Source organism: Mycolicibacterium mageritense (genome assembly GCF_010727475.1).
Taxonomy (GTDB): domain Bacteria; phylum Actinomycetota; class Actinomycetes; order Mycobacteriales; family Mycobacteriaceae; genus Mycobacterium; species Mycobacterium mageritense.
In genome coordinates this window covers 2,350,656-2,368,386 of record NZ_AP022567.1, presented here as the reverse complement: position 1 = coordinate 2,368,386, position 17,731 = coordinate 2,350,656, and the positions used below count along the sequence as shown (strand labels likewise).

The following is a 17,731-nucleotide window of genomic DNA, read 5'->3' as shown; positions in this document are numbered from 1 at the left end:
GTGACGTTCGGACCTCACGGCGACCCGTTCGGCGGTGCGCCGTTCGGACAGTTCCCGGGTGGTCCGCAGCAGCCGTACGGCGGTCCGCCGATCGTGACGGAGCCGCCGCCACCGGCCGAGATGAACACGCTTGCGACGCTGTCGCTGATATTCGCGTTCGTGTTCGCCCCGGCCGGAGCGGTTCTCGGTCACCTGGGCTTGGCCCAGATCAAACGGACGGGCCAGCGGGGCCGCGATCGCGCGTTGATCGGCGTGGTGCTGTCGTACGTGTTCATCGTCGCAGCCGTTGTCGCGCTGGTGGTCTGGGCGGTCCGACCGGCACCGTCGGAAACCGCAGCCGAGTCCGGAACTTCTGTTGCCACGCCGCCCACATCGGCATCGTCCCCCGCCGCGCCGCCACCACCGCTCGTCACCAGGGCCCAGCTCCCGAACCTGCCGCTGAGCCTGGACGACGTCAAGCGGCTCATGCCGAACCTCGACGAAACGTACACCGCGACCGACACATCGGATGAACTGAACGGCTCACCGGGGGTGGCGACCGTGCCGGAGAGCTGCCGGCCTGCGCTCTTCGCCGGTGCCAGCGAGGTGTACGCGAACAGCGCAGGCATGGCGACGTTCTCCCGTTCGGTCACCAGCCCGGACGTGGACACGCTGCTGAAGTCGGGTGGGGTCGAGGAACGCGTCATGCTGTACCCGAATGCGGCCGCCGCGCAGGCACAGGCGGACGCGCTCGAGAAGCTGTGGCAGGGCTGCGTCGGCGCCCTCACCCAGACGCTCGACTACGGGCGCGGGACGGTTCGTTACCAGGTCGACCCGGTCAGCCGCGCTCCGGGCGACCCGTCGATCGTGATGTTGAAAGCCACGATGATCGAAGGCCCGCGGGGGCTCGACGGTATTCGCAACGTTCGCGCCATCGCGGCCAAGTCGAACGTGTTGATCGATCTGGTGGTGTTCAGCCAGAACCCCGGTAGCAGTGCCGAAGACATCACTGCCGCGATCCTGGCGCGAATCCCGGGTTAACGTTTTCATCATGAACATGTTCGGGGCGGCATGAGTTTCCCGGGTGGCCCCGGCGACCCGTTCGGCGCCGCGCCGTTCGGGCAACATCCGGGCGGGCAGCAGCCGTATCAACCGTCCTACGGCGGCCCGCCCATCGTGTCGGCACCTCAGCAGCCACCGTCGGCAGGCAAGGTCAACACCCTGGCCACGCTGTCGCTGGTGTTCGCGTTCGTGTTCGCCCCGGCCGGTGCGGTGCTCGGTCACCTGGGCTTGGCCCAGATCAAGCGCACCGGCGAGCGCGGCCGGGAACGCGCGCTGATCGGCATGATCCTGTCGTACGTGTTCATCGCGCTGGCCGTGCTGGCGCTCGTCGTGGTGCTGGCCATTCCCGACGACTCGTCGTCGACGGCTGCCACCTCGGCTACCTCGACCACCACGACCACGACGACGACCACCACGACGAAAGCCGGGCCTGGCCCGGTGCAGCAGTCGCAGCTGACCGGCCTGCTGCTGTCGGTCGACGAGATCAAGCAGATCGCCAACGCGCCCAACCAGTTCACCGTGGCCGACCGCGACACCATCGACGGCTCTGAAGGCATCGTCGCGACCCCACCGGAATGTCTGTCCGCGGTGTTCAGCGGCTTGGAGTCGGTGTATCGGTCCACGACCGCAAGGGCAACCGCGGCACGGGAATTGAACACCACCGTGCGCTCCGGGATCGTCGGGATGGTCGAGCGGGTGGTGATGTTCGACAACGGATTGGCGGCGACCGGGCAGGTCCAGCAGATCGTCGGGACGTGGCGGGGTTGTGCGGGCCGGACCGTCACGCTCGTCATCGACAACGGTGAACCCAACCGCTACGACCTCGGGCAGGTGACCACGGCCGGACAGGCGCCGCAGATGTACGTGCTGCGCTCCACTTTTCAGGGTTCGGCGCCGGGATTCGTCAACTACCGCGTGGTGTCGGCCAAGGCCAACATCGTGGTGGAGATCGGCCTCTTCGGTTACGACGTCGGTGACGGTCCGCAAGCGATCGCATCGGCCATCCTCGGCCGGATCCCCGGCTGAGTGTTCAGGCGGTGAAGAGGCCCCTCTGCGTCGAGCGACGCACCCTCAGGATTATATGGAGGGACGGGTGGCCGCCAGAGCACTCAATTCCGAGCAGAGAGGTGCTGGTGCGTGGGTAAGAACGAGCGCAGCAAGATCGTGATGACCGATGACGAGATCAGCGAGTTCATCGACCGCAGCCGGACCGCGACGATGGCCACGGTGCTGCCCGACGGCCGGCCGCACCTGGTGGCCATGTGGTACGCCGTGATCGACGGCGAGGTCTGGTTCGAGACCAAGGCCAAATCCCAGAAGGCCGTGAACCTGCGCCGTGACCCGACCATCACGGTGATGATCGAGGACGGGCTGACGTACGACACCCTGCGCGGGGTGTCGATCGACGGGCGGGCCGAGATCGTCGACGACCCGGAAACGCTTCTGCGCGTGGGTATCAGCGTGTGGGAGCGCTACACCGGGCCCTATACCGACGAGATGCGCCCGTTCGTCGACCAGATGATGAACAACCGCATCGCCGTCCGGGTCGTGCCGGGACGGCTGCGCAGCTGGGATCACCGCAAGCTCGGCATGCCCGCGATGCCGGTCGGCGGAAGCACCGCGAAGTATTTGGGCGACTGACTCCTCAGCCCCGCGGCTGCAGTCTCCCGTTCGGCAGTGGCGGGGCGGGCAGCCGGGCGATCTTGCCCTGGTAACCCTTGACGTCGCCGAACCGGGCGTCGTTGGCCTGCCAGAGCTTCCGGTAGGCCACGATGTCCTCGTGGCTGCGGCCCACGAAGTTCCACCACATCACCAGCTGCTCGCCGAACGGCGGACCGCCGAGCAGGATGGCGCGGGCCGGACCGTCGCCCCGGTTGACGATGTTCAACTCCGAGCGGCCCGGCCCCTGATACGCCAGATCCGCGATGTCGATGGCGGTGCCGCCGACCTCGATCGCGCCTTGGTCGAGCAGCACGCCGTGTTCGAACGCGGGGTCGACGTCGAGGGTCAACGCGGATCCGGGGTCGAGGTCGAGCTGCGCGCCGAGCAGCGGCGTGAACGTGTGCACCGGCGAGCGGCAGTCTGCGAGGTCGCCGAGGAACACCCGCAGGGTCGCGCCGCCGATCGTGCGGGGCGTGGGCACGAAGTGCGCGAAATCGCGGCCGGTGTCGCGCGCGGCGTCGGGCAGCGCGACCCACAGCTGCACGCCGTGCAGGATGCTGGTCGCCGGGGTCGACACCTCGGAGTGGCAGATCCCGGCGCCTGCGGTCATCAGGTTGAGTTCGCCTGGGCGCACCATCGCATGGACTCCGGCGCTGTCCCGGTGTTCCACCTCACCACTGAAAAGCCAACTCACCGTTTGTAATCCGGTGTGCGGGTGCGGAGGTACGTCCATTCCGACGCCGGACCGCACATCCTGCGGCCCGTAGTGGTCGGCGAAGCACCACGCCCCGATGAGCGAGCGTTCCCGCTGGGGCAGCGTGCGCCGGACCAGGATCGCCCGGGGCCCGCCGAGCGGTACCTCGCGCGCGTGCAGCACGCCACTGAACGTCGAAGCGCCGCAGGTCACCTCGGCGGGCGCCGTGTCGGTGTTGCTCATGGGTTCACGGTAGTGCGCCCTGGCGGTGAGCGTGGCGGCGTTAGCATGGCCGACATGACCGGGGCCGTGACTGCCGATGACGTGCGCAACGCAGAATTCTCGAAGCCGCCGATCGGAAAGCGGGGCTACGACAAGAAATCCGTCGACGATTTTCTGCAGCTGGTGGTGCGCCGGCTCGAAGGCCGTGGGCACCTCAGTGCCGCTGACGTCCGCAACATCGCGTTCCCGAAACCACCGGTGTTCCAGCGTGGCTACGACGAGGACGAAGTGGACGGTCTGCTCGACGCGGTGGCCGCCGCGCTCGAGCTGTAGGAGAAGTTTGGGGACGGTGCCGTCAGTGCGCCTCGCGGCGAGTGGTCGCTCGAAGCGACGGTTCTGGTGTGGGGCCCGGGGCAATGCCCGGCACCGTCGAGTGTTCTAACAGCACACCCCGGGCCCCTATTCCTCCCCCGTTTGGAGCGTGCCCTCCCGCCGCCGTCCCCTCGTATGCGGCAGTGAGAGGGCGGAAGATCAGGCTGCGTCCGGGAAGATCCGGCGGGTTTCGCGGACCGGGTAGCCGTTGCGCTCGGCCAGCGAGCGCAGCTGCTTGAGCGCGAAGGTGCGGCCACGGCCGCCCTCGGGAACCATGATCCCGGCCCACAGGCCTTCAGCCTTGGGCAGTTCACAGGCCTCGCGGGCGCACAGCCAGCGGCGAGGGCATTCGCGGCAGATGACCTTGGCCTGCTCGTCGGGCGTGCCGGTCCAGCGTTCCGGGTCCGCGACGCACACGCCGACCGGGATTCCGTTAGCCATCAGTGCTGCAGTCATGGGTCGCTCCTTTGAAGGACGGTTGCGGTGTGTACCGCGTTGAGGGGAACGCTATAGCAAGAACCGTAGCAGTGCAACAGTTTGGTGAAAGAAAAACTGTTGCGGCGCTACGTAACGGTTGGCTGGCCAGTGCAAGCGTAGAACTACTCATGCGTTCCTACCTGGGTAAACAGCTCGTGAACGCGGGCTCGCGACACGCGTCACATCCGTAGCGATGGTTCGGTTACGCGCTACGGAACAGCCGTAGCGATGCCGTTACCGGCGAGAAAACTACGTGCCACAGGCGTAGCGGTGCTGCGGTTAGGATTAGACTTAATACAATCCTGATCGCCGCTCCCGGGCGGTCGAACGCAGAGTCAACGTCAGCGAGGACCATCCCCAGATGACCGACGCGGAATACGATCTCGCGACCGGTGAGTTCGACGTAGGCCTGCTCCGGGCGGGGGCCGCAGCAGCCGCTCGGCGTCGTGAACTCGACATCAGCCAACGCAGTCTTGCCGCCGACGGCATCATCAACGCGGGCGCTCTGATCGCGTTCGAAAAGGGCCGCAGCTGGCCACGTGAGCGCACGCGGCTGAAGCTCGAAGAGGTACTGCGCTGGCCGCCCGGCACCATCGCCCGGCTCAGGCAAGGGGCGCCCGTCCCCGTGCCGGCACCCGGCCCGCCCGTTCCGCCGCCGGCCGCGGTGCCGCCCGCCGCGACCCCGCCGCCTGTCGAACCCGAGGACACCTCCGACGTTCCGACAGAGGCCGAGGTGCCGTTGATCGCCCAAGCGGTGCTGACCGCGGCCAACACGCTCAGTTCGACCATCGACGTGATGCCGCCCGCCACCGACCCGGACTACACCTCACGCGTGACGGCCATCCTCGGCGATCTGCGTCAACTCGAGGCGGTCGCGTCGAGGGCGGCCCGGCTCAGCCAGGTCACGCCGGCGTTGATCAAGGCGTTGAGTGCGGTGCGCCATCAGATCGACGAACTGACCATGAAGGCTGCCGAGGCGCCGGGGGCCACGATAGGCCAGCGGTTGTACGCCGCGCGCAGGCGCGCCAATCTGACGATCGGTGAGATGGCGCAGGCCGCAGGCGTTCCCGAGGATGCGGTCGCCGCCGCCGAGGCGGAATACCCCGTCGACGCCGCGGCCGTCTTCGCGATCGAGGCGTTGCTCAGCGCGATGCGCTGAGCACGGCGTCAGTGCCGGTCGCGGCTGCGATCGTCCTGCGACGGAAAGTGGTCGGCCAGGGCCGCCGCGATTTCCAGGAAGCGCCTCCTGGCGGCGGGTGTCATCTCACGCGTGCCGTCGATGACGCCGCCCGGCCGCAGGTGACCGTCGAACGGAACCTCGACGACGACCTGCCCCTGCCCGGCGAACTGCTGCGCCAGGATCGATCGCGTGCGCTTGTCGGCGTGGCCGTCGGAGTCGTTGAGCACCACGATGGTCCGTTGCAGCAGGCCCGTCATCCCGCGCGCGGCAAGCCAGTCCAGTGTCTGGCCCGCGGCTGCGGCGCCGTCGACCCACGGTGACGACACCACGATCAGCGCGTCGAGATCCCGCAGCACCTCTTGTGTGACCGGCGAATCCATCGTCGAGCTGCAGTCCACCACCGAGATCGAGAAGTGGCGGTCCAGCCGGGTGGTGGCCTCGCGGTAGATCGCCGCGTCGAGCACCCGGCGGCGGGCCGGAGTGCCCTCGCCCGCGAGGACGAACAGGCCGGCCGCGTTGTTGCCGACGCGGCTGCGGACGTCGGCGAACGTGTCGAGGTGCTTGTCGGTGGCGAGCTCCCAGTACGACCCCTGGGCGCGCGGGTCGACACGGCTGCCCAGCTTGCCGAACGCCGTGTCGGCGTCGATCGCCACCACGCGGTCGTCCTGACGCAGCTCGGCGAACACCGACCCGATACTCGCCGAGACCGTCGTCTTGCCGACGCCGCCCTTGCCCATCACACCGATCTTGTAGTGGCCGCGCAGCACGCCCTTGATCTTGGCTTCCAGTTCGGCCTGCCGGATGTCGTCGGCCGACGGACCGGGGTTGATCAGGCCGAAGCTCGCCTTGTAGACCAGCAGCCGCCAGCCACCGGCCGGGGGCTGGCGCTTGGGCGGGACCAGGTCGTTGACCCTGATGCGGTCGGCATACGACGTCGGTGGGCCAGGGGGTGCGGGCGGGGCTTGACCGCCGGCTTGCGGCGCGAAACCTTCTGCGGGCCAAGGGGATCCGGGCGCCGGGTGGTACGGTTGCGGTGGCGGGGCCGGTGGCCGCTGCTGCGGCATCGGCCAGTTCGCCTGCTGTTCCCACTGGTGGTCGTCCGGACGCGCAGGCTCCGGCACCGGCGGTAGCGGCGGCTGCGGATGTTGAGCAGGCTCACGAAAGGTGGTGCGGCCCCGATCGCCGTCGCGGAACGACGTCGGTTGCGCCTCGGGGCCGTCGGGGTCGTGGTTGTCCGTGTCGGTCGCAGATTTCGACGGCACGAAGTCGACCGGCGGCCGCCCGGGGATGGGCGGCGGGGGCGGTTCGGGAGCCCGGCGCGGTGCCCTGGTCGGCCCGGTGTCCGGTTCGAAGTCCGTTTCCTCCGATTCCGTCCAGCCGAGCTCTCTGCGCAGGTTGTCGTCGCGGTCGCTCACGGCAAAATCTCCTCAGAAAGTCAGACGAAGTCATGTAGCTGGGAATCTCGACCGTCCTCAAGTATCGACTACACCATCACATCTCGGCAGCCGCGGTGCGTGCCTTGCGCGGTGGCAAATAATCCGCGAGGCCGCCCGCGCCGGAGCTCACGACGGATGCGCCCGTCCGCGACGCGCGGTGGCTGCGCGCTGCGTGCTCCGGCTCCACCGGCTCGGTGCACGGTTACGTCCGGCCGCATACCTACAGCTCATGACGCCGTGGCCAGCCGAATACCGCCGCGTTTCCAGGGCGTGCGGGACGGGTGAATTGGTGCACAGAAGGCCTGCTCAGCGCTGGTAACGTCGGATCCGGCGAAGGGACTGAGGCATGGTTTTGGCGGGGGAAATTGCCGGCGGTGGCAAAGGTGTCACCGGGAGTGTTACGGGGCATACGGCGCCGTCGGCCGAGAGTCCCATCGTTGCCGCGGGCCTGCACGTCATCGAAAACATGCGACTCACGACCGGTCTCGGCGATCCTGAGACCGGTGAAGGGTTCGGTGCCGGTGCCGATCGGCTCGATGCCGCCGGCGCGATCTTGAGCGACGCGTTCCCCGCGGCCGACTGGGACGGCGGTGCCTCCGGCACGTACGCCGACCGCAACCACGGCCAGTTGGGCAGAACCCGGGCGATCATCGCCGCGGACCGCATCGTGGCGTCCGTGTTGGCCCGCGAATCGGGTCAAATCGCCGCCACCCGAAGGGATTTGGACGGCCAGGCGGACTGGCTCACTGACATGGGCGTGGTCACCACGTCGCTGGCCGGGATCCCTGACGGCGGGAGCGCGAAGACCGCGGCAGAGATCGCGATGGTGACCAAGGCGCTCGGGAACTCGACCGACCATCTCTTGACCATGCAGGGCAACGCCGACGCGAACGCCACCGAACTGCAGACGGCGGTGCGGCAGTATCTCGCGGTCGCCGACGAATTCGGCGAGCCAGATGAGGATCCAGACGACGAGGTCGGCGCCCCGCGTGCCGGTGAGCCGGCGGCGCCGCCTGCTGCCGGTCCGGCCCCGGGTTCCGTGCCGCGCCAGGGACAAGGTGCTCCCGTCCCGCCGTCTGCCATGCCGTCGGAGGCCGCACCCGCGAGCCCGGCCGGCGGTGGCGCCGAAGTGGCGGGCATGGTCTCAGGGCTGATCGGCGCGATCCTCGCGCCGATCGGCGGAATCCTCGGCGGCATCACGCAGGGCGCCGCGCAGGCACTGCAGATGGCCACGCAGGCCGCGACCCAGGCAGTCCAGGGCGCCACCGAATCCGGCGGTCTGACCCCGGACCCCGCCGCGCTCGATGCCGGCGCCGAAGAAAAGCGCGAGCGGGCCGCGCGCGAAGAACCGCACAAGGCACCTGACGAGGACAAACCGCACGGCGAGGAGACGGCGCCGGAGAATCCCGAAAAACCCGCCGGAAATGGCGGCGACGCGGGTGGAGCGAATGCGCCGACCGACGAAACTGCGCGCGTACCGGACGATCCAGCGAAGACGTTGCCGCCGGATTTGTCCGCGGGCAGCATTGCCGGTGCCGGGTGGTCACCGGGGCAAATGCTCGAGGATTTCGGAACAGGGTCAGCCGCGCGTTCCCGTCGCGGTTAAATTAGAGCAGGATAGGGATCGAGGGGATCTTCGTGTCGGGTGATTTGCGGGTGACAACTGCCCATTTGCGCGAGCTGTCGGCCAAACAGGGGCAGGCGTGCGCCGAGTTGACGACGGCAACAGCCGCGGTCGCAGACGTCGACACGTCGGTGCACCGGACGCACGGGCCGATCTCGTGGTCGACGGCAGGTGCGGTGGCAGCCGCCGTGTGCGCTCGCCGGGCTGCCGGTGACAGCGTCGCGCGGGTATCGCACGGCTTGAGCCGGCGCCTGACCGCCGCCGCGGCCACCTACGACCAGACCGACGCGGCCCACGCCGCCCGGATGGCCGATTGTTTCCGACATCGTTCGAGGTAGGCACCGATGACTTCTGGATTCAGCACTCACACTGACGCAGTGCATTACGACGATGTCGTCGGCGTCGAGCTGACCATCGATGGCGTCCTGGTGGTCGCCGACAAGCTTGGGTTGCTCGACTTTCCGCCGTCACTCGGCATCCGGCTGAACATCCCACAGCCCGATCTGCGCAAGGTGGTGTGGGAGCAGGTCGAGCGGGATCTCACTGCGCAGGGTGTGCTGACCGTGTTCGGCGAACCGCATCCCGAGGTGGCCGCCATGCTCGACACCCTCAGCAGGCCTGACCGAATCATCGAGGGCCGCTGGTGGCGCCGTGATCTGGGTGGCAAGATGATCCGGTTCGTGGTGTGTCGTAAGGGGGACCGACATGTCGTGTGCGCACGAGACAACGAGATGCTGGTGTTGCAGCGGGTGGCGCCGCAGGTTGGGCTGGCCGGCATGGTGATGACCGTGCTCGGTCCTGGCAATCCGGCCAGCGTGGAGCCGCTGACCGGCGTCGCGGCCACCTTGGCCAAGTGCACCACCGCCGAGCAGCTGACCGGGTATGGCATTCCGCCGACGTCGGCGCGGGTCTACGCGAACATCATCTCCGAACCCGAGGGCTGGGTGGAACTCGTCGCGACCGAACGCCATCCGGGCGGAACCACGTCGCAGGTCGATGTCGCCGCCGGCGTGCTGGACTCCAAGCAAGGGCGGATCGTGTCGATCCCGCGGCGGGTCAACGGCGAGCTGTACGGCAGCTTCCTGTCCGGTACCCCGGAAAACCTGCAACGCGCCCTCGACGGACTGGTGGAGTTCCTGCCGTCCGGATCGTGGTTCGACAAGACCGACACCGACAGTTCCTATCTGCACTGAAAGAGGCCGCCACGTGGGTGACTTTCCGCCCTACGACGAGGACGACGAAAACGACGGTTACGACGGCCTTTCAGCGCTGGACTACGGGTACCCGGCTGAGGATTCCGACGACGACTCGGGGTTGAGCGCGCTGGACGCGGTCAGCGGGCCGGTGCCCGACGCTGCCGATGAGGTCGACTCCGGGCTCGACGCGTTCCACGAGCCGGAAGACGACGAGGAGCCGGCCGTCCCGGTCTTCACGGTCACGAACCCGCCGGGGACCGTCACGGTGACGACGTACCTGGACGGCCGCGTACAGCACATCGAACTGTCGCCGAAGGCGGTCAACATGTCCGAGGCCGAGCTGGCCGACGAGATCCTGGTGATCGCCGACTTGGCCGCTCAGGACGCCAGATCAGCGCAGTACGCCGTGATGCTCGAAGGCATGCGCACCCACGGACACGACGACGTCGACACCCGGGAATTTCTCAACCGCGAGCTGAAGCTGCCTTCGCCGGAGCAGGCGGATTCGGCTCGCGCACAGGTCTTCGCAACCCGTTACGGAGTGAACAATGGTTGATCATCTCGCAGGGATGTTCGGCAGCGCGGTCGGCATGCTCGCCGGTTCGCCGGCCCGCGCACTCGAATTGTTCACCGAGATAACGAATTACGACGAGTCTGCGTGCGACGCCTGGGTCGGCCGGATCCGGTGCGGCGACACCGATCGGGTGACGATGTTCCGTGCCTGGTACTCGCGGTCGAACTTCGGCCAGCTCGCGGGCGCCGCTGAGGTTCCGATGATCAGCCTCAACGCGCGGATTCCCATCGGCGGCATGTTCGGCCGTGACATCAGCTATCCGATCAACTCGCCGCTGGCCATCACGATGGGCTTCGCGGTCCAGGAGGCCAAAGAAGGCAATTACGCCGATGCCATGGAGGCGCTCGAAGACGCCCCGACCGGTGGCTCGGAGTACCTGGTGTCCTGGATCAAGGCCGTCATCTACGCCGAGGCGCAGCGCTGGACCGACGTGATCGATCAGGTCCGCGGTGCCGAGGCGTGGCAGGACAAATTCCTGGCCGCGGCAGCCGGTGTGGCACACGGTGTCGCGGCGGCCAACCTCGGTCTGTTCACCGAGGCCGACCGGCGGCTGCACGCCGCCAACGACACCCCGGTGGCCCAGGCGTGCGCACCGGCTATCGCGTGGTACCTGGCCATGGCCCGCCGCGCGCAGGGCAACGACGAGTCGGCCCAGGTGCTGCTGGAATGGCTGCAGGCAAACTATCCGGAGCCGAAAGTCACTGCCGCGCTGCGGGATCCGAACTACCGACTGGAGACCACCACTGCCGAGCAGATCGCCGCCCGTAAGGATCCGTGGGATCCGAAGAGCGTGGTGGCCGATACCTCGGGCCGTGAGAAGCTGCTGGCCGAGGCGCAGGCCGAACTCGACCGGCAGATCGGCCTGAGCCGCGTCAAGGAACAGATCGAGGCCTACCGCGCCGCCACCCAGATGGCCAGGATTCGCGCGGCCCGCGGCATGAAGGTCGCCCAGACGTCCAAGCACATGATCTTCGCGGGTCCGCCCGGAACGGGTAAGACCACCATCGCGCGTGTGGTCGCCAACATCCTGGCCGGCCTCGGGGTGATCGCCGAACCGAAGCTGGTCGAGACCTCCCGCAAGGATTTCGTGGCCGAGTACGAGGGCCAATCCGCGGTCAAGACGTCCAAGACCATCGACCGCGCGCTGGGTGGCGTGCTGTTCATCGACGAGGCCTACACCCTGGTGCAGGAGCGTGACGGCCGCGCCGACCCGTTCGGCACGGAGGCCCTGGACACGCTGCTGGCTCGCATGGAGAACGACCGCGACCGCCTTGTGGTGATCATCGCCGGGTACAGCAACGACATCGACCGCCTGCTGGAGGCCAACGACGGTCTGCGCTCGCGCTTCGCCACCCGGATCGAATTCGACTCGTATGCGCCAGAAGACATCGTCGAGATCGCCAAAGTCATTGCCAAGTCGAATGATTCGTGGCTGGACGACGGTGCCGCCAAGGGCGTGTATGAGGCCGCGACGCTGCTGAGTCAGCGCAGGCTCAACGGCAAGCCGGCCCTGGACATCGCGGGCAACGGACGCTACGCGCGGCAACTGGTGGAGGCCGGAGAGCAGAACCGCGACATGCGGCTGGCCCGCTCCATGGACTTCGAGAGCCTCGATGTGGAACAGCTCAGCGAGATCAACGGTGAGGACATGGCCACCGCGATCTCGTCCGTGCACGGCCGCCTGAACATCGGCGACTAGACGATGGCAGGTTTCCGGCTCACCACCAAGGTGCAGGTCAGCGGTTGGCGCTTCCTGCTCCGCCGCGTCGAGCATGCGATTGTCCGCCGGGACACCCGGATGTTCGACGACCCGCTGCAGTTCTACAGCCGGGCCGTGTCCGCCGGGATCGTGCTGTCCGTCCTGATCTGCCTCGGCGCAGCGCTGCTGGCGTATTTCAAGCCACTGGGCAAGCAGGGCAGCGACACCCTTGTCGTCGACCGCGCGACCAATCAGCTCTACGTGATGCTGCCAGGCAGCCCGCAGCTGCGCCCGGTGTACAACCTGACGTCGGCGCGATTGGCGTTGGGCACCAGCTCGGAGCCCGTGGTGGTCAAGTCCGAGGAACTGAACCGGCTGCCGAAGGGCCAGCCGATCGGCATCCCCGGGGCGCCGTACGCGACACCGGTCGGCACCCCGGCGTCGCGCTGGAGCCTGTGCGACACGGTCGCCAAACCGGAAAGCGCAGCGCCGCAAGTCGAGTCGTCGATTCTGATCCGTTCGCTCGCGACGGATCTCTCGGTCGGCCCGATGAAGGCCGACGAGGGCATGCTGGTGTCCTTCAAGGGCGCCAACTGGCTGGTCACCGAGGGCGGCAGGCACACGATCGATCTGGCCGACCGTGCCGTGACATCGGCTGTGGGCATCCCTGTCACGGCGAAGGCCACGCCGATCTCGGAAGGCCTGTTCAACGCGCTGCCGAATATCGGGCCGTGGCAACTGCCCCAGATTCCGGCCGCCGGGGCGCCGAACACCGTTGGGCTGCCTGCCGAATTGGTGATCGGGTCGGTCTTCCAGACCGCGACGGAATCGGAACCACAGCATTACGTCGTATTGCCCGACGGCGTCGCCCGCGTCAACAACACCACGGCTGCCGCGTTGCGGGCCACCAACTCATACGGCCTGCTCCAGCCGCCGTCGGTGGAAGCCAGTCGCGTGGCGAGCATTCCGGAACAGGTGTACGTCTCACCGTTGCCGGACAAGGCGCTCAACATCCTGCTGCGCCAGGACGCGCCCGTGCTGTGCTGGTCGTGGCAGCGTGAACCGGGCGATCAATCGCCGAAGGTCACCGTGATCGCGGGCCGCAGGCTGCCTATCCCGTCGTCGGCCATCGGCACCGGGATCGACCAGATCGGCGGCGACGCAACGGTATACATCGACGGCGGCCAGTTCGTGCGGTTGCAGTCACCGGACCCGCGGGTCGGGGAGAGCCTGTACTACATCGACCCACAGGGTGTGCGGTACGGCGTGGCCAACGACGACGCGGCCAAGAGCCTGGGGCTCAGCGGTGCGGTGAACGCGCCGTGGCCCGTGGTGGGTCTGCTCGTGGAAGGCCCGGTGTTGTCGAAGGAATCGGCATTGTTGGAGCACGACACCCTGCCCGCGGACCCGAATCCCCGCAAGGTCGAGGACGGTAAGGGCTCATGACGACGCGGAAGTTCACCCCGAACATCAAGAAGGGCCCGCGGCTGACGCCGGGTGAGATCAACGTGGCCCCGCCCGACGACCTCGGGATCGAGATCCCGCCGTCGGGAATCCAGAAGGCGATGCCCTATGTGATGGGCGGCTGCATGCTCGGCATGATCGCGATCATGATCTTCACGGGCGTCCGGCAACTGTCCCCGTACATGCTGATGATGCCGTTGATGATGGTCATGGGCACCGTCGGTTTCATGGCCAGCGGCGGGCCCGGCGGCAAACGGGTTCCCGAGATCAACGCCGACCGTAAGGAATACCTGCGCTACCTGGCCGGCCTGCGCACCCGCGTGACGTCGTCGGCGACCGCACAGGTGGCGTACTTCAGCTATCACGCGCCGCATCCCGACGATCTGTTGTCGATCGTCGGCACCAGCAGGCAGTGGTCGCGCCAGATGAACTCCAACGCAGACTTTTTCGCGGCAACCCGCATCGGCATCGGTGCCGAGCAGGCCGTCGACCGGCTGCTCAAGCCCAACACCAGCGGCGAGCTCGCGGGTCCGCAGGGCGCGCCCCAGGCGCACCTGGAGCCGGTCAGCCACATGTGGGTGACCAAGTTCCTGCGTACCCACGGCCTGGTCAACGATTGCCCCAAACTCGTTCAGCTGCGCACCTTTCCGACTGTCGCGGTGGGTGGCGACGAGGCGCGCGCCGCGGGGCTGCTGACCGCGATGGTGTGTCACCTCGCGACGTTCCACCCGCCGGACCTGCTGCAGATCCGGGTGCTGACCGAGGATCCCGAGGATCCCAACTGGTCGTGGCTCAAGTGGTTGCCGCATGTGCAGCACCAGACCGATACCGACGCCGCGGGCCCGACGCGTTTGATCTACACGCGGCCGGACGGCCTGAGCGACCTGACCGCACGCGGTCCGCACACACCCGACGCCGCGCCGGGCGGGCCGTACGTCGTCGTGGTCGACCTCACGGGCGGCAAGGCGGGATTCCCGCCCGACGGACGGGCCGGTGTCACGGTGCTCACGCTGGGCAACCATCGCGCCTCGGCTTACAAGCTGCAGGTCAAGGCCGACGGGACGGCCGAGGACAAGCTTCCCGGCATGCGGTGGCGCGAGGTGACCCGCGTGGCGGACCGCATGACGCCGGTCGAGGCCAACCGTCTCGCCCGCAAGCTGGCCGGCTGGTCCATCACCGGCACCATCATCGACAAGAACGTGCGGGTGCAGAAGAAGGTCTCCACCGAGTGGCACACCCTGGTCGGGGCCAAGTCGATCGAGGAGATCACCCCGGCGCGCTGGCGGATGTTCGCCGACACCGACCGCGACCGGCTCAAGATCCCGTTCGGTCACGAGCTCAAGACCGGCGAGATCATGTCGCTCGACATCAAGGAGGGCGCGGAGTTCGGTGCCGGTCCGCACGGCATGCTGATCGGCACCACGGGCTCGGGCAAGTCGGAATTCCTTCGGACCCTGATCCTTTCGCTCGTGGCCAGCCACCATCCCGACCAGATCAACCTGCTGCTGACCGACTTCAAGGGCGGGTCGACGTTCCTCGGCATGGAGAAGCTGCCGCACACCGCGGCCGTCGTCACCAACATGGAAGAGGAAGCCGAACTGGTGAGCCGCATGGGCGAGGTGCTCACGGGCGAGCTCGACCGGCGCCAGTCGATCTTGCGGCAGGCCGGCATGCAGGTGGGCGCGGCGGGCGCGCTGTCCGGTGTCGCGGAGTACGAGAAGCACCGCGAGCGCGGCGCGGACCTGCCCCCGTTGCCGACGCTGTTCGTGGTGGTCGACGAGTTCGCCGAGCTGCTGCAGAACCACCCCGACTTCATCCAGCTGTTCGACCGGATCTGCCGCGTGGGCCGGTCGCTGCGCGTGCACCTGCTGCTGGCAACCCAGTCGCTGAACACCGGCGGAGTCCGCATCGACAAGCTCGAGCCGAACCTGACCTACCGAATCGCTTTGCGTACCACCAGTTCTGCCGAGTCCAAGGCCGTGATCGGCACGCCGGAGGCACAGTACATCACCAACAAGGAAAGTGGTGTCGGCTTTCTGCGGGTGGGTATGGAGGATCCGGTCAAGTTCCGCACGGTCTACACCGGTGGCAACTATGTGCCCGCCGCTGTCGAGAGCACCAACGGCGAGGCCAAGCCGCGCGCGCAACGTCGCGAGAAGCTGCGGATACATCAGTTCACCGCGGCCCCGATCCTCGACGCGACGCCGGTGACCCGATGACGGCCGGCGGGCAGAAGGAGGGCGAGCGCGCATGAGTGCCGAAGCCGAACCGAGGGTGTTGCGTGAGGTCGTGCTCGGGCAGCTGGCCACCAAGGAATCCCGCGCGTACAAGATGTGGCTGCCGCCGCTGACCGATCCGACGCCGGTCAACGAGCTCGTCGAACGTGACCATCAGCGCCGCCCGCTGCGCTTCGGGCTCGGCATCATGGACGAGCCGCGGCGCCATCGTCAGGAGGTCTGGGGCGTCGATGTGTCCGCGGCGGGCGGCAACATCGCCGTCGGCGGTGCCCCGCAGACGGGGAAGTCGACGTTCCTGCAGACGCTGATGCTCTCGGCCGGGGCCACGCACTCACCGCGAGAGGTGCAGTTCTACTGCGTCGATCTCGGCGGTGGCGGCTTGATGTACCTGGAGGATCTGCCGCACGTCGGCGGTGTGGCCACCCGTGCCGAGCCGGACCGGGTCAACCGCGTCGTGGCCGAGGTCAAGGCCGTGCTGCGCGCGCGTGAGCATGTGTTCAAGCAATACCGCGTCGGCTCGATCGCCGCGTACCGCGAGATGCGTCAGGATCCGAACAACCCTGCGGCGCAGGATCCGTTCGGTGACGTGTTCCTGGTGATCGACGGCTGGCCAGCGTTCGTGGCCGAGTTCCCGGACCTCGAACCCGTCGTGCAGGATCTCGCCGGTCAGGGCCTGGCCTTCGGCGTGCACGTCATCATCTCGACGCCGCGGTGGACGGAGCTCAAGTCCCGCGTGCGTGACTACCTGGGCACCAAGGTCGAATTCCGGCTCGGTGACGTGAACGAGACCCAGATCGACCGGATCACGCGCGAGATCCCGGCCAACCGGCCGGGGCGTGCGGTGTCCTTGGAGAAGCACCATCTGATGATGGGCGTGCCGCGGCTCGACGGCGTCCACAGTGCCGACAACATCGTGGGCGCCATCTCGGATGCCGTGCAACAGATTTCGGCCCGCTACACCGAGCAGGCGCCCCAGGTGCGGGTGCTGCCGGACCGCATCCACCTCGATCAGCTCGATCCCAACCCGCCGGGGCCCGACTCGGACTACCGGACCAGGTGGACGGTTCCGGTCGGCGTGCGCGAGTCGGATCTCACGGTCGCGTACAACCACATGAACGTGACGCCGCACCTGCTGATCTTCGGGGCACCCAAGTCCGGCAAGACCCGGATCGCGCACGCCGTCGCCCAGGCGATCTGCCGGCGCAACAGCCCCCAGCAGGTGCGGTTCATGCTCGCCGACTACCGGTCCGGCCTGCTCGACGCGGTGCCGGACAGCCACCTGCTCGACGCGGGCGCCATCAACCGCAACCACGGGGCGCTCGAGGAGTCCATCAAGGCGCTGGCATTCAACCTGCAGAAGCGGTTGCCGCCGCCCGATCTGACCACTGCGCAGTTGCGGGCCCGGTCGTGGTGGAGCGGTCCCGATGTCGTGCTGTTGGTGGATGACTGGCACATGATCGTGGCGGCGTCGGGCATGGTGCCGCCGATGGCCCCGCTGGCGCCGTTGCTGCCGGCGGCCGCGGACATCGGCCTGCACATCATCGTGACGTGTCAGATGAGTCAGGCACACAAATCGACCATGGACAGGTTCGTCGGCGCCGCGTACGGCGCCGGATCGCCCACGCTGTTCTTGTCGGGCGAGAAGAACGACTTCCCGTCGCGCGAGATCACGGTCAAGAAAAGACCGCCTGGTCAGGCGTTCTTCGTTACCCCGGATGGAAAGGAAGTCATCCAGGCGGCATACATCGATCCGCCGGAAGAAGAAGTGTTCGCACCACCTGTTCAGGGCGGTTAGTATTTATTCATCGCGCTCAGCAACGCTGGCGGCGGCCCGCCAGCAAAGGGATCGGGGG

16 protein-coding genes are annotated in these 17,731 nt (G+C 67.8%); 13 read left to right on the top strand and 3 right to left on the bottom strand.

Features of this window, described 5'->3' with window-relative positions; translation table 11 throughout:
* The 3 genes from G6N67_RS11305 (at position 1) to G6N67_RS11295 (ending at position 2,682) form a co-directional block, all read left to right on the top strand.
* Positions 1-1,020 carry a sensor domain-containing protein gene (locus tag G6N67_RS11305; RefSeq protein WP_051578554.1) on the top strand — a complete coding sequence of 340 codons (1,020 nt, stop codon included), beginning with the start codon at positions 1-3 and terminating at the stop codon, positions 1,018-1,020.
* A 30-nt stretch (positions 1,021-1,050) separates the two neighbouring features.
* Positions 1,051-2,067, top strand: coding sequence for a sensor domain-containing protein (locus G6N67_RS11300; RefSeq protein WP_063835101.1), 1,017 nt, complete (start codon positions 1,051-1,053; stop codon positions 2,065-2,067).
* A gap of 111 nt (positions 2,068-2,178) precedes the next feature.
* Positions 2,179-2,682 (top strand): pyridoxamine 5'-phosphate oxidase family protein, encoded by a 504-nt coding sequence (locus G6N67_RS11295; RefSeq protein ID WP_036430303.1) that lies wholly within the window; start codon positions 2,179-2,181, stop codon positions 2,680-2,682.
* Between the two features lie 4 nt (positions 2,683-2,686).
* Here G6N67_RS11295 and G6N67_RS11290 read toward each other — a convergent pair whose 3' ends face one another.
* The gene (locus tag G6N67_RS11290) at positions 2,687-3,640 is read right to left on the bottom strand and encodes a pirin family protein (protein ID WP_036430301.1); all 954 of its coding nucleotides are present in this window, start codon (positions 3,638-3,640) and stop codon (positions 2,687-2,689) included.
* 54 nt (positions 3,641-3,694) lie between these two features.
* On the opposite strand from G6N67_RS11290, the gene G6N67_RS11285 reads away from it, so the two are divergent.
* A complete protein-coding gene (locus tag G6N67_RS11285; RefSeq protein ID WP_370466305.1) occupies positions 3,695-3,952 on the top strand; it encodes a DivIVA domain-containing protein in 258 nt (85 codons plus the stop codon).
* Positions 3,953-4,150: 198 nt separating this feature from the next.
* Here G6N67_RS11285 and G6N67_RS11280 read toward each other — a convergent pair whose 3' ends face one another.
* Positions 4,151-4,447: a WhiB family transcriptional regulator gene (locus tag G6N67_RS11280; RefSeq protein ID WP_229479020.1), complete on the bottom strand. Its 297-nt coding sequence runs from the start codon at positions 4,445-4,447 to the stop codon at positions 4,151-4,153.
* A 382-nt stretch (positions 4,448-4,829) separates the two neighbouring features.
* On the opposite strand from G6N67_RS11280, the gene G6N67_RS11275 reads away from it, so the two are divergent.
* Positions 4,830-5,627, top strand: a complete 798-nt coding sequence (locus G6N67_RS11275) for a hypothetical protein (RefSeq protein WP_036430297.1) — start codon at positions 4,830-4,832, stop codon at positions 5,625-5,627.
* Between the two features lie 8 nt (positions 5,628-5,635).
* Here the strand turns inward: G6N67_RS11275 and G6N67_RS11270 are convergent, their stop codons facing one another.
* Complete coding sequence (locus tag G6N67_RS11270) at positions 5,636-7,063, bottom strand: MinD/ParA family ATP-binding protein (protein ID WP_036430295.1); 1,428 nt, start codon at positions 7,061-7,063, stop codon at positions 5,636-5,638.
* Positions 7,064-7,430: 367 nt separating this feature from the next.
* Between G6N67_RS11270 and G6N67_RS11265 the strand changes: the two genes are divergently transcribed.
* The 8 genes from G6N67_RS11265 to eccCb are packed head-to-tail and all read left to right on the top strand — an operon-like array spanning position 7,431 to position 17,673.
* Positions 7,431-8,690 (top strand): EspA/EspE family type VII secretion system effector, encoded by a 1,260-nt coding sequence (locus G6N67_RS11265; RefSeq protein WP_179976818.1) that lies wholly within the window; start codon positions 7,431-7,433, stop codon positions 8,688-8,690.
* A 50-nt stretch (positions 8,691-8,740) separates the two neighbouring features.
* Positions 8,741-9,046 (top strand): type VII secretion target, encoded by a 306-nt coding sequence (locus G6N67_RS11260; RefSeq protein WP_229479017.1) that lies wholly within the window; start codon positions 8,741-8,743, stop codon positions 9,044-9,046.
* A gap of 6 nt (positions 9,047-9,052) precedes the next feature.
* On the top strand, positions 9,053-9,901 hold the full coding sequence (locus tag G6N67_RS11255; protein WP_036430293.1) for an ESX secretion-associated protein EspG: 849 nt from the start codon (positions 9,053-9,055) through the stop codon (positions 9,899-9,901).
* A gap of 13 nt (positions 9,902-9,914) precedes the next feature.
* Positions 9,915-10,460, top strand: a complete 546-nt coding sequence (locus G6N67_RS11250) for a hypothetical protein (RefSeq protein WP_036430291.1) — start codon at positions 9,915-9,917, stop codon at positions 10,458-10,460.
* Positions 10,453-12,177, top strand: coding sequence for a type VII secretion AAA-ATPase EccA (gene eccA / locus G6N67_RS11245; RefSeq protein ID WP_036430289.1), 1,725 nt, complete (start codon positions 10,453-10,455; stop codon positions 12,175-12,177). Before G6N67_RS11250 ends, eccA begins: the two co-directional genes overlap by 8 nt.
* 3 nt (positions 12,178-12,180) lie before the next feature.
* Positions 12,181-13,623, top strand: coding sequence for a type VII secretion protein EccB (gene eccB, locus G6N67_RS11240; RefSeq protein ID WP_036430287.1), 1,443 nt, complete (start codon positions 12,181-12,183; stop codon positions 13,621-13,623).
* Positions 13,620-15,860 (top strand): type VII secretion protein EccCa, encoded by a 2,241-nt coding sequence (eccCa, locus tag G6N67_RS11235; protein ID WP_036430285.1) that lies wholly within the window; start codon positions 13,620-13,622, stop codon positions 15,858-15,860. Before eccB ends, eccCa begins: the two co-directional genes overlap by 4 nt.
* Before the next feature lie 31 nt (positions 15,861-15,891).
* Positions 15,892-17,673 (top strand): type VII secretion protein EccCb, encoded by a 1,782-nt coding sequence (gene eccCb / locus G6N67_RS11230; RefSeq protein WP_036430284.1) that lies wholly within the window; start codon positions 15,892-15,894, stop codon positions 17,671-17,673.
* The last annotated feature ends 58 nt before the right edge of the window (positions 17,674-17,731 follow it).

What these genes read in the sequence shown, in the direction of transcription:
- G6N67_RS11300 (WP_063835101.1), top strand. Translation starts at nt 1,051, where the DNA reads ATGAGTTTCCCGGGTGGCCCCGGCGACCCGTTCGGCGCCGCGCCGTTC.
- G6N67_RS11290 (WP_036430301.1), bottom strand. Translation starts at nt 3,640, where the DNA reads ATGAGCAACACCGACACGGCGCCCGCCGAGGTGACCTGCGGCGCTTCG.
- G6N67_RS11285 (WP_370466305.1), top strand. Translation starts at nt 3,695, where the DNA reads ATGACCGGGGCCGTGACTGCCGATGACGTGCGCAACGCAGAATTCTCG.
- G6N67_RS11280 (WP_229479020.1), bottom strand. Translation starts at nt 4,447, where the DNA reads ATGACTGCAGCACTGATGGCTAACGGAATCCCGGTCGGCGTGTGCGTC.
- G6N67_RS11275 (WP_036430297.1), top strand. Translation starts at nt 4,830, where the DNA reads ATGACCGACGCGGAATACGATCTCGCGACCGGTGAGTTCGACGTAGGC.
- G6N67_RS11265 (WP_179976818.1), top strand. Translation starts at nt 7,431, where the DNA reads ATGGTTTTGGCGGGGGAAATTGCCGGCGGTGGCAAAGGTGTCACCGGG.
- G6N67_RS11255 (WP_036430293.1), top strand. Translation starts at nt 9,053, where the DNA reads ATGACTTCTGGATTCAGCACTCACACTGACGCAGTGCATTACGACGAT.
- eccA (WP_036430289.1), top strand. Translation starts at nt 10,453, where the DNA reads ATGGTTGATCATCTCGCAGGGATGTTCGGCAGCGCGGTCGGCATGCTC.
- eccB (WP_036430287.1), top strand. Translation starts at nt 12,181, where the DNA reads ATGGCAGGTTTCCGGCTCACCACCAAGGTGCAGGTCAGCGGTTGGCGC.
- eccCa (WP_036430285.1), top strand. Translation starts at nt 13,620, where the DNA reads ATGACGACGCGGAAGTTCACCCCGAACATCAAGAAGGGCCCGCGGCTG.
- eccCb (WP_036430284.1), top strand. Translation starts at nt 15,892, where the DNA reads ATGAGTGCCGAAGCCGAACCGAGGGTGTTGCGTGAGGTCGTGCTCGGG.